This window comes from Streptococcus raffinosi (assembly GCF_030284685.1).
Lineage (GTDB): Bacteria > Bacillota > Bacilli > Lactobacillales > Streptococcaceae > Streptococcus > Streptococcus raffinosi.
In genome coordinates this window covers 1-12,589 of record NZ_JASUZV010000007.1, presented here as the reverse complement: position 1 = coordinate 12,589, position 12,589 = coordinate 1, and the positions used below count along the sequence as shown (strand labels likewise).

Sequence of the window (12,589 nt, the reverse complement as noted above, 5' to 3'; positions counted from 1 at the left end):
AACCCCTTTTCAAAACGTTTGCTAGTAAAGCAAGCGTTTTTGTTGTGTTTTTGATATAATGGAGTGAATATATAGCAAAGGAAGAAACTATTATGGGTAAATTTCAAGTTATTTCACATCCATTGATTCAACATAAACTCTCAATCCTACGTCGTGAGGATACCTCTACTAAGGATTTTCGTGAGTTAGTTAACGAAATCGCTATGCTTATGGGTTACGAAGTATCACGTGACCTTCCTCTTGAAGAAGTTGAAATTCAAACGCCAATCACAAAAACAACCCAAAAACAACTATCTGGTAAGAAATTGGCTATTGTCCCAATCCTTCGTGCAGGTATCGGTATGGTAGATGGTCTCCTAAGCCTTGTGCCTGCTGCTAAAGTTGGTCATATTGGTATGTACCGTGATGAAGAAACTCTGGAGCCGGTTGAGTACCTCGTTAAATTACCAGAAGATATTGATCAACGTCAGATTTTTGTAGTTGATCCAATGCTTGCGACTGGTGGTTCAGCTATCTTAGCGGTAGATTCACTTAAAAAGCGTGGCGCTGCTAATATTAAGTTTGTTTGTTTGGTTGCAGCACCAGAAGGTGTTAAAAAATTGCAAGAGGCTCATCCAGATATTGATATCTACACAGCATCACTAGATGAGAAACTTAATGAACATGGCTATATTGTTCCAGGCCTCGGAGATGCAGGCGATCGTTTATTTGGTACCAAATAGGTTCAAAAAGGGAGTTTTCCCTTTTTGTTTTGCTTATATTATGCAGAAAATAATCGTTTAGAAAATTTGAAGTAGTGGAAATCTCTTTTGAATTAGCACTCTATGAAAAAGAGTGCCAATAAAAATGTTTTTTATTTGACCTAATTTGACTAAAATCATATAATAACATCAAGACATTATTAAAAGGAGGATTCGTATGATTCCTGTAGTTATTGAACAAACATCACGTGGTGAGCGTTCTTATGACATTTACTCACGTTTGCTCAAGGATCGTATCATCATGTTAACAGGTCCTGTTGAAGATAATATGGCAAACTCAATTATCGCCCAACTCTTGTTCTTGGATGCTCAAGACAATACGAAAGATATTTATCTTTATGTTAATACGCCTGGTGGATCAGTTTCAGCAGGTCTTGCCATTGTTGACACCATGAATTTTATCAAGTCCGATGTTCAAACCATCGTTATGGGGATGGCAGCATCAATGGGTACTATTATCGCTTCAAGTGGTACTAAAGGGAAACGTTTTATGTTGCCAAATGCAGAATACATGATTCACCAACCAATGGGTGGTACTGGTGGCGGTACGCAACAAACAGATATGGCTATCGCAGCAGAACACTTGCTCAAGACGCGTAATAACTTGGAGCAAATATTGGCTGATAATTCCGGTCAATCCATTGAAAAGGTTCATATTGATGCCGAACGTGATAATTGGATGAGTGCTCAAGAAACGCTCGAATATGGTTTTATCGACGAAATTATGGCTAACAACCAATTAAAATAAGCTTAGCTTATCTTAGATAAGAGTCGGATGTTAATCGGTCTAATAAGGGCCGATTCATCTGACTTTTTGTGTTATAATAAGAAACATGTTAATAATCAATGAGGAGCTGCTTGCTATTGATCAAGCCATAGATAGTCTTGTTTTGCACTTTTTAGGATTGCCAGAGGTAGAAGTTTATCGCTTAAAACGTCAGAAATTCGAAGGAGATAGAACACTCCAGCAACAACTTCTGGAATTTCAGGAATTAAGGGAAAGCTATGAAGAAGCCAAAAAATATGAAGCCTATAGATCAGACGTTCGTGACTTAAAGCGACAAGTCCTGAGGATGAAGCGCCAAATTGATTTAAATGAAGTAGTTATAGCTTATCGACAGGCTGAGCTTGATTTGCAGGCGATTATGGCCTCACTTGGTCAGGACATTGCGCAAGCTGTATCAGACCAAATTTTCATTGATACAGGGCTACCTCTTGCCCCCCACAAGCCCCATCATAAAAAAGGTGCCACTAACATAAAGGAGAAAATGAGTAATGATTAAACGTCAGGGCATTATTGTCTATTTATACTATAATAGAGACTTACGTAAGATTGCCAAGTTTGGGGATGTTGTCTACCATTCTTATAAGATGCGTTATGTACACCTTTATGTAGATGAGGATAAGGTTGAGGATGTATTGGCAGAACTAGAAGGAATGAAGGCGGTAAAAAAAGTTCTTCCTTCTTACTATTCAGACATTGATATGGACTTTGTAGGTAGTCTGGAGCGCTATGACACCTCTGTTCCTGAACCATTTAAGAACTTTTCTCTTTAAGGAGAAAAGTTTTTTTCTCTTGGTAAGAGCTATCCCTAAAGCAATGGAAACGATTGCTAGAAAGAGATTATAAGTGTGTGGTTATTGACAATTGTCTGATAATTCTGTAAGCTATAAGGTGGACTTTTTTAAGAAAATATTAAGGAGAAATCTTATGCCTAAAAAGATCACACTTATTGTGTTAGCCTTTTTTGCATCCATTTTCTTGGTTGCTTGTGGTAAGTCACCCGACGTGACTGCTAAAGCCACTGGTACCAAGATTGGGGATACGATTAAGATCGGTGTCAACATGGAGTTGACAGGTCCTGTTGCGGCCTATGGTAAAGCCGAGCAAAATGGTATTAAGTTGGCTGTTGAAGAAATCAATAAAGCTGGCGGTGTTGATGGTAAAAAGCTAGAACTCGTCACTAAAGATAATAAATCTGAAAATGCTGAAGCTTCAACATCTTCAACTAACTTGGCTATCCAGAATAATGTAAATGCTATCGTTGGTCCAGCAACATCTGGTGCAGTTGCTGCTGCCAGCCTTGTATCTCAAAAAACAGGGGTTCCTTTGATGACTCCATCTGGTACACAGGATGACCTTACGGTAGATGCTAAAGGAACGAAGAAATTCGTTTTCCGTACAACCTTTAAAGATAGTTACCAAGGTAAAGTTTTGGCAGCCTATTCTTTTAATAACTTGCATGCTAAGAAGGTCGTTCTATACTACGATAATGCTTCTGATTACGCTAAGGGGATTGCGGATGAATTCAAGCGTGAGTACAAAGGCCAAATCGTTACTGAAGCAACTTTCGCTTCAGGGGATAAGGACTATCAATCAGCTTTGACTAAATTCAAAGATCTTGATTATGATGCTATTGTAATGCCTGGTTATTATACTGAGACTGGTATTATCACTAAACAAGCACGTGACCTTGGAATTGATAAACCAATCCTTGGACCTGACGGATTTAGTGATGCGAAATTTACAGAGCTTGCAGGTAAAAAGAATGCCTCAAACGTTTACTACGTATCAGGATATTCAACAAAAGTTTCTCTTTCTGATAAAGCATCAGGCTTCATCGAAGCATATAAGAAAACTTACAAGACTGAACCAAATATGTTTGCTGCGTTAGCCTACGACTCTGTTTATATGGTTGCAGAAGCCTCTAAGGGTGCGAAAACATCAGTTGATATTACCAATAATCTTGCAAAAATGAAAAACTTTGTTGGGGTTACCGGTAAAATGACAATTGACAAGGAGCATAACCCGATTAAAGCAGCTCTTATGGTTAAAAGAGATAATGGTGAAGAAGTTTCAGCAGAAGCCGTTGAAATTGGAAAATAAGCTCTTATCTTTACTGAAAATGAACTAGAAAGTTTGGTTATATATGTTTTTTGAACAACTTCCCCAACAACTAGTCAATGGTATCATCTTGGGTAGTATCTATGCCCTACTTGCCCTTGGTTATACTATGGTTTATGGGATTATCAAATTGATTAACTTTGCCCATGGAGACATCTACATGATAGGTGCCTTCGTTGGTTACTATGCGATTAACAGCTTGAAGATGAATTTCTGGATTGCCCTTGTGTTCTCCATGATTGTATGTGCCATTTTAGGGGTTGTTATCGAGTTCTTGGCTTATCGCCCACTCCGTAATTCAACACGTATTTCTGCCTTGATTACGGCCATTGGTGTGTCGTTCTTCCTTGAATACATCATGGTTTACTTCGTCGGAGCAGACACACGTTCATTCCCACAATCAATTAAAATGCATACCTATCATCTTGGATCAATCTCTGTGACAAATGTGCAATTGCTGATTTTGGTGGTTGCCCTTGTTCTCATGGTTGCTCTGCAATTGATTGTTAAGAAAACTAAAATGGGTAAAGCCATGCGTGCGGTATCTGTAGATAGCGATGCAGCTGAATTGATGGGTATTAATGTTAACAATACTATCAGCTTTACATTTGCTCTTGGCTCTTCACTTGCGGGTGCTGCCGGTGTCCTTATTGGACTTTACTACAACTCAATTGAACCTCTTATGGGTATGACACCAGGTATTAAAGCCTTTGTTGCTGCTGTTCTTGGTGGTATCGGTATTATCCCAGGCGCAGCCCTTGGTGGATTTGTTATCGGTATTTTGGAGACTCTATCAACTGCAATTGGTTTGTCAAGTTACCGTGATGCCATTGTTTATGGTGTCTTGATTGTTATCCTCTTGGTTCGTCCAGCGGGTATCCTCGGTAAAAATGTGAAAGAGAAGGTGTAAGACATGAAGAAAAATCTAAAAGTAAACCTTATTTGGTTTGGTCTTATCATTGGGCTCTTCCTTATCTTGAAAGGCCTTGAACTTTCAGGTATCATGAACCTTTACTACATCCAAATCTTAATGGGAATTGGTATTTCAATTCTTATGGGACTTGGTACTAACTTGGTCCTAGGTTTCTCAGGACAATTTACACTTGGACAAGCCGGTTTCATGGCAATTGGTGCTTACTCATCTGCTATTATTACTGGCATGATGCCAACTTATGATGGTTTCTACCTCTCTATGGTTGTTGGTGTTATCATTGCAGCTGTCGTTGCCCTTATCTTTGGTCTACCTACTCTTCGTTTGAAGGGGGATTACCTTGCCATTGCCACTCTTGGTATGGCGGAAATTATCCGTATTATTATTGTTAATGGTGGTGAATTGACCAATGGTGCCGCTGGTTTGACAGGAATTCTTCCTTATACAAGCTGGCCTGTCATTTATTTCTTTGTAGTCATCATCACAATTTTAGTGCTAAACTTCTTGCGTTCAGCGACTGGTCGTCAAGCTATTACACTTCGTGAAGATGAAATTGCTGCAGAGTCAATGGGTGTTAACGTCACAAAAATGAAGGTACTTATCTTTGTTATCGGTGCCATGATTTCAGCGATTGCCGGTTCACTTTATGTTAGCTACATCGGTACTGTCGTGCCAAAAGATTTCACCATTATGAAATCAATTGATTACCTTATCATTGCCGTCCTTGGTGGTCTCGGATCAATTACAGGTACTGTCATTGCCGCTATTGTTCTTGGTATTATCAATATGTTCCTTCAAAACGTTTCAAACCTCCGTATGATTATTTACGCATTGGCTTTGATTCTTGTCATGCTTTTCCGCCCAAGTGGACTTCTTGGAACGAAAGAACTCTATCTCTCAAAATTCTTCAATAAATCTAAGGAGGGCAAATAAAAATGGCACTTCTTGAAGTTAAAAAATTGACTAAAAATTTTGGTGGTCTGACTGCCGTTGGTGATGTTTCAATGGAACTCAACGAGGGTGAATTGGTCGGACTTATCGGACCAAACGGTGCTGGTAAGACAACCTTGTTCAACTTGTTGACAGGTGTTTATGAACCAAGTGAAGGAACCGTTACCCTCGATGGTACAGTTCTAAATGGTAAGGCACCTTATAAGATTGCTTCTCTTGGTTTGTCACGTACCTTCCAAAATATCCGCCTTTTCAAAGATATGACTGTACTTGAAAATGTTCTTGTTGGTTTGTCAAATAAACAACCTTCAAACTTCTTTGCATCACTCTTGCGTTTGCCTAAGTACTATTCAGGTGAAGAAGAGTTGAAAGAAAAAGCCATGAAATTATTGGCTATCTTCAATTTGGATGATGAAGCAGAAACACTTGCGAAAAACCTGGCATATGGACAACAACGTCACTTGGAAATTGTACGTGCATTAGCAACGGAACCTAAAATTCTTTTCCTTGATGAACCAGCTGCAGGTATGAACCCACAAGAAACAGCTGAGTTGACGGCTCATATTCGTCAAATTCAAAAAGACTTTGGTATCACAATTATCTTGATTGAGCACGATATGAGTCTGGTCATGGATGTTACTGAGCGTATCTATGTTTTGGAATATGGACGCTTGATTGCAGAAGGAACACCTGATGAAATTAAGAATAACAAACGTGTTATTGAAGCTTACTTGGGAGGTGAAGCATAATGGCTATGTTAAAAGTTGAAAATCTCTCAATTAAATACGGATCAATTGAAGCTGTTAAAAATGTTAGCTTTGAGGTTAATGAAGGTGAAGTTGTAACACTTATCGGTGCTAATGGTGCCGGTAAGACATCTATTCTTCGTACCATTTCTGGTCTTGTTCGTCCAACTGCTGGAACCATTTCGTACCTTGGAAAAGATATTCACAAAACACCAGCTCGTAAGATTGTCGCAGAAGGATTGGCTCAGGTTCCAGAAGGGCGCCATGTTTTCCCAGGATTAACTGTCTTGGAAAATCTTGAAATGGGAGCCTTCCTTCATACAAATAAAGAGGAAAATGCAGCTCTCTTGAAGAAAGTCTTCCAACGTTTTCCACGTCTAGAAGAACGTAAAAATCAAGATGCAGCCACACTTTCTGGTGGTGAGCAACAAATGCTTGCGATGGGCCGTGCCCTTATGAGCCGTCCAAAACTCTTGCTTTTGGATGAACCTTCAATGGGACTTGCCCCAATCTTTATTCAAGAAATTTTCGACATTATCGAAGATATCAAGGCACAAGGGACTACCGTTCTTTTGATTGAACAAAATGCCAATAAGGCTTTGTCAATTGCGGATCGTGGTTATGTTCTTGAAACTGGTAAAGTCGTTCTTTCAGGTACTGGTAAAGAGCTTCTTGCGTCAGACGAAGTTCGTAAAGCCTATCTTGGAGGATAAGAAAAAGCGCCCAAGGGCGTTTTTCTATAGTCTTATCGTGATTGTAATTTGCTAATTTTTCAGTAAAATAGTGCAATCGTTTACAATTAGTGTGGTATAATACAAGTAAGAAATTATTCGGAGGAAAATGAAAATGGCAGTAAAAGATTTTATGGCGAAGCGTGTGGTCTACGTTTCACCACAAACAACTGTTGCAGCAGCTGCAGACATTATGCGTGAAAAAGGTTTGCGCCGCTTACCAGTAATTGAGAACGACAAGCTGGTTGGTCTTATCACAGAAGGGACAATGGCTGATGCCTCACCATCTAAAGCAACTAGCTTATCAATCTATGAGATGAACTATCTTCTTAATAAGACAAAGGTAGGAGACATTATGATCAAGAATGTCCTTACTGTTTCCAAATATGCTAGTCTTGAGGATGCTATCTATATCATGCTTCAAAATAAAGTTGGTGTTCTTCCCGTTGTGGACAATGACCAAATTTCTGGAATTATTACAGACAAGGATGTTTTTCGTGCCTTTTTGGAAATCTCTGGCTATGGTCAAGCCGGAATCCGTATTGGGCTTGAAGTCTTAGATACGCCACGTGTCCTGGAAAAAATTGCCAACCTCATTTCTAGTGAAAATCTCAACATTGAACGTACAATTGTTGCACCTAAAAATGATACTGTTCTTCGTGTTGAACTTCAAGTTGAAGGGGATGTGGAACCAGAACACCTTAAAAAAGTTTTTGTAGAAGCAGGGTTTACAGTTACCGAAATTGCTGAAACAGAATCAAAAGAGTTAGACTAATAAGAAAAGGGAGTCAGAGCTTAACGAATTTATCTCTGAATCTCACTCCCATAGGTTAGTAGCTTAGCAACAGGTTCTTCTATTTGAACGACTAGTTGCCGGCTATAAGTTTTTGACAGTAAAAAAAGAAGCTGAACATTTAATGTTCTAGCTTCTTTTTTGTTAGTCTTGGAAATCATAAAGTGTTGTAGAAAGGTAACGTTCACCATTATCAGGCAATAGTGTCAATACTTTTTTACCTTCGCCGAGTTCAGCGGCAACTTTAAGAGCAGCAGCAATAGCAGCACCTGATGAGATACCAGCTAGGAAACCTTCCTCGCTACCCAATGTACGTGATGTTGCGATAGCTTCATCAGAAGGAATACGCACAACACTGTCATATGATTTTGTATCCAATGTGTCAGGAATAAATCCAGTTGAAATACCTTGAATTTTGTGTGGCCCTGGTTTGTCACCATTCAATACAGCAGATTCATCAGCTTCAATACCATAAACTTTGATATTTGGGTTAGCAGCTTTCAGAGTTTTAGAAACACCTGAAATAGTACCACCAGTACCGATACCTGCGACAAAGGCATCCAAACCATCTGCACCAAAATCTTCAAGAATCTCTTGGCCAGTTGTATCAGCATGAACAGCTGGATTTGAAGGGTTAGCAAATTGAAGTGGCACCCAACCATTGCGTTCAGCCGCAACTTCCTTAGCTTTAGCGATAGCACCCTTCATTCCTTCGCTACCAGGTGTCAAAACAAGTTCAGCACCATAAGCTTGGATGATTTTACGACGTTCAACACTCATTGTGTCAGGCATTACGATAACGATCTTGTAGCCTTTGGCAGCGCCAACCCAAGCTAGACCAATACCAGTGTTACCTGAAGTTGGTTCAACGATAGTATCTCCAGGTTTAATTGTACCGGCTTTTTCAGCATCTTCAATCATACGAAGAGCAATACGGTCTTTAACTGAAGAACCAGGGTTAAATGCTTCAAGTTTAACATAAACATCTGCTGAACCTTCTGGAACAATAGAGTTAAGTTTAATAACTGGTGTTTTTCCAACAAGTTCGGTAATTGAGTTGTAAATTGTCATATTTAAAATCCTCTTAATCTTTGGTTGATGGTTTTAAGTATACGACGGTAGGCCTAACTTGTAAAATACATCTTCTTTATCACTGTGATAACGTTTAACTATCAAAGGGAAATTTCAACGATTTTTTTGCCAGACTTTTGATAACTTACTTTTCCTTGATAGAAGTTAGTAAGCTCTTGTCCAAGCCTTTCAATTTCAGACTCTTCAACAAACAAAGTTGTAGAAACATCAGATAAGAAAGTTGTATCAAATTCTTGGAGCCCTTCTTTTTCAAGAAAATTGGAGAAGACTTGGTATTGAGAGTAGGTTAACTCTATGGTTAGCCCAGTTAATTCCTTGACTTCAACTCGACCAATTTCTTCAATGGCATGAGCAACGCTACCAGAGTAAGCACGGATAAGGCCACCAGCTCCAAGCTTGATTCCACCAAAATAACGGGTTACCACTGCTACGACATTAGTTAGTCCTTGTTTTTCTAGGACAGTAAGCATGGGAACACCAGCCGTCCCAGAAGGTTCACCATCATCACTAGAACGCTTAATTTGCCCATCTTCTCCGACAATCATTGCTGAGCAAGAGTGATTGGCCTTGTGATGCTCTTTTTTAATCTGAGCAATATATTCTCTTCCTTCTTCTTCACTGCTAATGCGTTTTAAGTGACAAATAAAACGAGATTTTTTGATTTCTTCTTCAACGATCCCATCGTTGACAATAGTTTTGTAATCCATAAAAAAATTTTATCATAAAAACGTGAATTCAAACATATTTTCGAATAGAAAGGTATGGTACCTAAAGAATATTATGGACGACTATTTACAGAAGATCAATTGCCAACAGACTATTATTCTGAGGCTTTAACATTAGAAAGCATGGTAAAGATAGATAATCAACTCAGGTGCAAAAGATGTTTTAGTCCAATAGAGGAAGAATGGCAATTACCAAATGGCAAACATTACTGCAGAGCTTGTATAGTCTTTGGTAGAAACCAAGAAGGGAAGCAACTTTATTACTTTGCTTCAAAAGAAGCTGACATCAACTTTCCTGTTCTAAAGTGGTCGGGGAAATTAACTTCTTATCAAGCTGAGGTCTCAGAGAAACTGTTGAAAACTTATCAACAACAGAAAAACAGTCTTGTACATGCTGTAACTGGTGCTGGTAAGACGGAAATGATTTATAAAATCGTTGCCTATGTTCTTGAAACTAAAGGCCGAGTTGCTATTGCCAGTCCTCGGGTTGATGTTTGCCGAGAATTGCATATACGTCTTCAAAGAGATTTTACGTGTAGTATTTCCTTACTTCATGCTGAAAGCGAGCCATACGACGGGAGTCCGCTTGTCATAGCCACCACTCATCAATTGATAAAATTTTATCAGAGTTTTGACTTAATTATCGTTGACGAAGTAGATGCCTTCCCCTTTGTAGGAAATCCTATGTTAAATCATGCTGTTAAGCAGGCAAAGAAAAAAAACGGACAGCTTATTTACCTAACAGCAACTTCTACAGTATCTCTGGAAGAGCAAGTACGAGTCGGTGTACTAGAAAAACACCACCTTGCCAGACGCTTTCATGGTAACCCTTTAGTGATTCCTCATTTCTTTTGGCAAGGAAAATTACAACAATCTTTATCTAGACAAAAACTTCCAAGACCCCTCCTTAGACAACTCAAGAAGCAAAGAAAATCAAAGTTTCCTTTATTAATCTTTTTTCCCAATATAGCAATGGGTGAGAGATTTACCAAAATTCTTCAAAACTATTTCCCAGAAGAAAAAATAGCATTTGTTTCCTCAAAAAGTGAAGAGCGTTCAGAAATGGTAAAGAAATTTAGGAAACAAGATCTGACTATTCTTGTGACGACTACTATTCTTGAGCGTGGGGTGACCTTTCCTAAGGTAGATGTTTTTGTGTGCATGGCAAATCACCACTTATTTACAAGTTCGAGTCTTATTCAGATTGGTGGTAGGGTGGGGCGTTCGCCCGAGAGACCTACAGGAAAACTCTATTTCTTTCATGAAGGACTATCTAAATCGATATTGCAATGTCGACAAGAAATAAAAGCAATGAATAGAAAAGGAGGATTTGATGATGAGATGTTTAATGTGCAATGAAAGTATCGAAGTGATTCCCAGATTACGCTATTTGCTCACGTTTACGGAAAGTAAGGAATATTGCTGCACAGAATGTAAGAGTCATTTTAAGAAACTCTCAAAAGTAAGGTGTCCAAATTGTTATAAAGAAATGCACGGAAATGGATGTGTTGATTGTCAAATTTGGAAGAAAAAAGGTTACACTCCAAATCACATTGCAATCTTTCGCTATGAAGGGTTTATGAAAGAGTACTTTAGTCATTATAAATTTATGGGCGACTATTACCTAAGGAAAATTTTTCAAGAAGATATTGCGGATGCACTGAACCCCTTATTAAAGAAAGGATACACATTAGTCCCAGTGCCAATCTCGGAAGAACGATTTGCCGAAAGGGGCTTCAACCAGGTTGAAGGATTGCTAGAGGGACTCCCCTATCAAAACATTTTTGGGAAAAAGGATATTGAAAAGCAATCTTCTAAAACAAGGAAAGAACGTTTAAATCAAGAAAACCCATTTTTTATAAAACAAAACGTAGAGTTATCAAGAAAAATTGTTATAGTAGATGATATCTATACAACAGGATCGACGATTTATAAAATGGTTCAATTATTGCAAAAAACACATGTTGAGGAAATTGTGACCTTTTCCCTAGCCAGATAATAAAAATCCTTGCAAATTTTCATGAAAAGGATATAATAAAAATAAAGAAAACGCTAACAAGCGAGAAAGAGGTCTTTTATGATTAAATATAGTATCCGTGGTGAAAACATCGAAGTAACGGAAGCTCTTCGTGACTATGTTGAAAATAAACTTAGCAAAATTGAAAAATATTTCAACCAAGACCAAGAATTGAATGCACGTGTAAATCTTAAGATTTATCGTGGAAAAACTGCTAAAGTGGAAGTTACCATACCAACAGGATCTGTTATTTTACGTGCAGAAGATATTTCACAGGATATGTATGGTTCAATTGACTTGGTAGTTGATAAGATTGAAAGACAAATCCGTAAAAACAAAACAAAAATTGCACGTAAACATCGTGAAAAAGTATCCACAGGTGAGGTATTCTCAGTTGACTTTAACAAGGAAGAAGTTGAAGAAGCACCATCTATTGAAGTTGTGAGAACAAAAAACATTGAGTTGAAACCAATGGATGTTGAGGAAGCTATTCTTCAGATGGAATTGTTAAGCCATGACTTCTTTATCTATGCTGATAGCGAAGATCATACAACAAATGTACTTTACAAACGTGAAGATGGTAATTACGGCTTGATCGAAGCTAAATAGAATAATTAGGCGGGATATATGTATGTCCTGCTTATTTATTTTGGCAAAAAATCACTAATCGAAAAAGTAAAACATAAGTTAACTTATATAATAAAAAAGTTATTGACAAGGTAAGCAAGAGATGATAATATGAATAGGCTACATCGGAGGATGAAGCAGAGACACGAGGAAGTTTGGAAAAAACTTTTCAAAAAGTGTTGACAAGATATTCTAGATTTGCTAGAATATAGGAGTTGTCTTAAGAGAGACAAAGACCTTTGAGAACTGAATAAGAAACCAAGTGCAGGGTTATGATAGAAGAAATTATAACCTGTCAATTTACAAGAAA

15 protein-coding genes are annotated in these 12,589 nt (G+C 38.2%); 13 read left to right on the top strand and 2 right to left on the bottom strand.

Annotated features, from left to right (window positions below; all coding sequences use genetic code 11):
* The first annotated feature begins 92 nt into the window (after positions 1-92).
* The 10 genes from upp (at position 93) to QRD39_RS05640 (ending at position 7,800) form a co-directional block, all read left to right on the top strand.
* The gene (upp, locus tag QRD39_RS05685; protein ID WP_008535939.1) at positions 93-722 is read left to right on the top strand and encodes a uracil phosphoribosyltransferase; all 630 of its coding nucleotides are present in this window, start codon (positions 93-95) and stop codon (positions 720-722) included.
* Between the two features lie 196 nt (positions 723-918).
* Positions 919-1,509, top strand: coding sequence for an ATP-dependent Clp protease proteolytic subunit ClpP (gene clpP / locus QRD39_RS05680; protein WP_002889143.1), 591 nt, complete (start codon positions 919-921; stop codon positions 1,507-1,509).
* Between the two features lie 85 nt (positions 1,510-1,594).
* Positions 1,595-2,044, top strand: a complete 450-nt coding sequence (locus QRD39_RS05675) for a YlbF/YmcA family competence regulator (RefSeq protein ID WP_285955942.1) — start codon at positions 1,595-1,597, stop codon at positions 2,042-2,044.
* Positions 2,037-2,318 carry a DUF2129 domain-containing protein gene (locus QRD39_RS05670; protein ID WP_008535941.1) on the top strand — a complete coding sequence of 94 codons (282 nt, stop codon included), beginning with the start codon at positions 2,037-2,039 and terminating at the stop codon, positions 2,316-2,318. Before QRD39_RS05675 ends, QRD39_RS05670 begins: the two co-directional genes overlap by 8 nt.
* 154 nt (positions 2,319-2,472) lie before the next feature.
* Positions 2,473-3,648, top strand: coding sequence for an ABC transporter substrate-binding protein (locus QRD39_RS05665; RefSeq protein ID WP_285955941.1), 1,176 nt, complete (start codon positions 2,473-2,475; stop codon positions 3,646-3,648).
* 43 nt (positions 3,649-3,691) lie between these two features.
* Entirely contained in the window at positions 3,692-4,576 is an 885-nt protein-coding gene (locus QRD39_RS05660; RefSeq protein WP_002889139.1) for a branched-chain amino acid ABC transporter permease, read from the top strand.
* 3 nt (positions 4,577-4,579) lie between these two features.
* The gene (locus QRD39_RS05655; protein ID WP_002889137.1) at positions 4,580-5,530 is read left to right on the top strand and encodes a branched-chain amino acid ABC transporter permease; all 951 of its coding nucleotides are present in this window, start codon (positions 4,580-4,582) and stop codon (positions 5,528-5,530) included.
* Positions 5,531-5,532: 2 nt separating this feature from the next.
* The gene (locus QRD39_RS05650) at positions 5,533-6,297 is read left to right on the top strand and encodes an ABC transporter ATP-binding protein (protein WP_002889136.1); all 765 of its coding nucleotides are present in this window, start codon (positions 5,533-5,535) and stop codon (positions 6,295-6,297) included.
* On the top strand, positions 6,297-7,007 hold the full coding sequence (locus QRD39_RS05645; protein WP_002889135.1) for an ABC transporter ATP-binding protein: 711 nt from the start codon (positions 6,297-6,299) through the stop codon (positions 7,005-7,007). Before QRD39_RS05650 ends, QRD39_RS05645 begins: the two co-directional genes overlap by 1 nt.
* Before the next feature lie 133 nt (positions 7,008-7,140).
* Positions 7,141-7,800, top strand: coding sequence for a CBS and ACT domain-containing protein (locus tag QRD39_RS05640; protein ID WP_021145074.1), 660 nt, complete (start codon positions 7,141-7,143; stop codon positions 7,798-7,800).
* A 162-nt stretch (positions 7,801-7,962) separates the two neighbouring features.
* On the opposite strand, the gene cysK is transcribed toward QRD39_RS05640, so the two are convergent.
* Together cysK and QRD39_RS05630 are read right to left on the bottom strand one after the other, a co-directional pair.
* Positions 7,963-8,889, bottom strand: a complete 927-nt coding sequence (gene cysK / locus QRD39_RS05635) for a cysteine synthase A (protein WP_060933503.1) — start codon at positions 8,887-8,889, stop codon at positions 7,963-7,965.
* Positions 8,890-8,990: 101 nt separating this feature from the next.
* A complete protein-coding gene (locus QRD39_RS05630) occupies positions 8,991-9,617 on the bottom strand; it encodes a YigZ family protein (RefSeq protein ID WP_285955940.1) in 627 nt (208 codons plus the stop codon).
* A gap of 54 nt (positions 9,618-9,671) precedes the next feature.
* Here QRD39_RS05630 and QRD39_RS05625 point away from each other — a divergent pair, with 54 nt between their 5' ends.
* The 3 genes from QRD39_RS05625 to hpf all read left to right on the top strand — a co-directional run bounded on the left by QRD39_RS05625 (position 9,672) and on the right by hpf (position 12,261).
* Positions 9,672-10,994 carry an ATP-dependent helicase ComFA gene (locus QRD39_RS05625; protein ID WP_285955939.1) on the top strand — a complete coding sequence of 441 codons (1,323 nt, stop codon included), beginning with the start codon at positions 9,672-9,674 and terminating at the stop codon, positions 10,992-10,994.
* Positions 10,972-11,634, top strand: a complete 663-nt coding sequence (locus QRD39_RS05620; RefSeq protein WP_307997197.1) for a ComF family protein — start codon at positions 10,972-10,974, stop codon at positions 11,632-11,634. Before QRD39_RS05625 ends, QRD39_RS05620 begins: the two co-directional genes overlap by 23 nt.
* Before the next feature lie 78 nt (positions 11,635-11,712).
* A complete protein-coding gene (gene hpf, locus QRD39_RS05615) occupies positions 11,713-12,261 on the top strand; it encodes a ribosome hibernation-promoting factor, HPF/YfiA family (protein ID WP_164376397.1) in 549 nt (182 codons plus the stop codon).
* Positions 12,262-12,589 lie beyond the last annotated feature (328 nt).

Coding starts and splice junctions, on each gene's coding strand:
- upp (WP_008535939.1), top strand. CDS start 93: ATGGGTAAATTTCAAGTTATTTCACATCCATTGATTCAACATAAACTC.
- clpP (WP_002889143.1), top strand. CDS start 919: ATGATTCCTGTAGTTATTGAACAAACATCACGTGGTGAGCGTTCTTAT.
- QRD39_RS05675 (WP_285955942.1), top strand. CDS start 1,595: ATGTTAATAATCAATGAGGAGCTGCTTGCTATTGATCAAGCCATAGAT.
- QRD39_RS05670 (WP_008535941.1), top strand. CDS start 2,037: ATGATTAAACGTCAGGGCATTATTGTCTATTTATACTATAATAGAGAC.
- QRD39_RS05665 (WP_285955941.1), top strand. CDS start 2,473: ATGCCTAAAAAGATCACACTTATTGTGTTAGCCTTTTTTGCATCCATT.
- QRD39_RS05660 (WP_002889139.1), top strand. CDS start 3,692: ATGTTTTTTGAACAACTTCCCCAACAACTAGTCAATGGTATCATCTTG.
- QRD39_RS05655 (WP_002889137.1), top strand. CDS start 4,580: ATGAAGAAAAATCTAAAAGTAAACCTTATTTGGTTTGGTCTTATCATT.
- QRD39_RS05650 (WP_002889136.1), top strand. CDS start 5,533: ATGGCACTTCTTGAAGTTAAAAAATTGACTAAAAATTTTGGTGGTCTG.
- QRD39_RS05645 (WP_002889135.1), top strand. CDS start 6,297: ATGGCTATGTTAAAAGTTGAAAATCTCTCAATTAAATACGGATCAATT.
- QRD39_RS05640 (WP_021145074.1), top strand. CDS start 7,141: ATGGCAGTAAAAGATTTTATGGCGAAGCGTGTGGTCTACGTTTCACCA.
- cysK (WP_060933503.1), bottom strand. CDS start 8,889: ATGACAATTTACAACTCAATTACCGAACTTGTTGGAAAAACACCAGTT.
- QRD39_RS05630 (WP_285955940.1), bottom strand. CDS start 9,617: ATGGATTACAAAACTATTGTCAACGATGGGATCGTTGAAGAAGAAATC.
- QRD39_RS05625 (WP_285955939.1), top strand. CDS start 9,672: ATGGTACCTAAAGAATATTATGGACGACTATTTACAGAAGATCAATTG.
- QRD39_RS05620 (WP_307997197.1), top strand. CDS start 10,972: ATGAGATGTTTAATGTGCAATGAAAGTATCGAAGTGATTCCCAGATTA.
- hpf (WP_164376397.1), top strand. CDS start 11,713: ATGATTAAATATAGTATCCGTGGTGAAAACATCGAAGTAACGGAAGCT.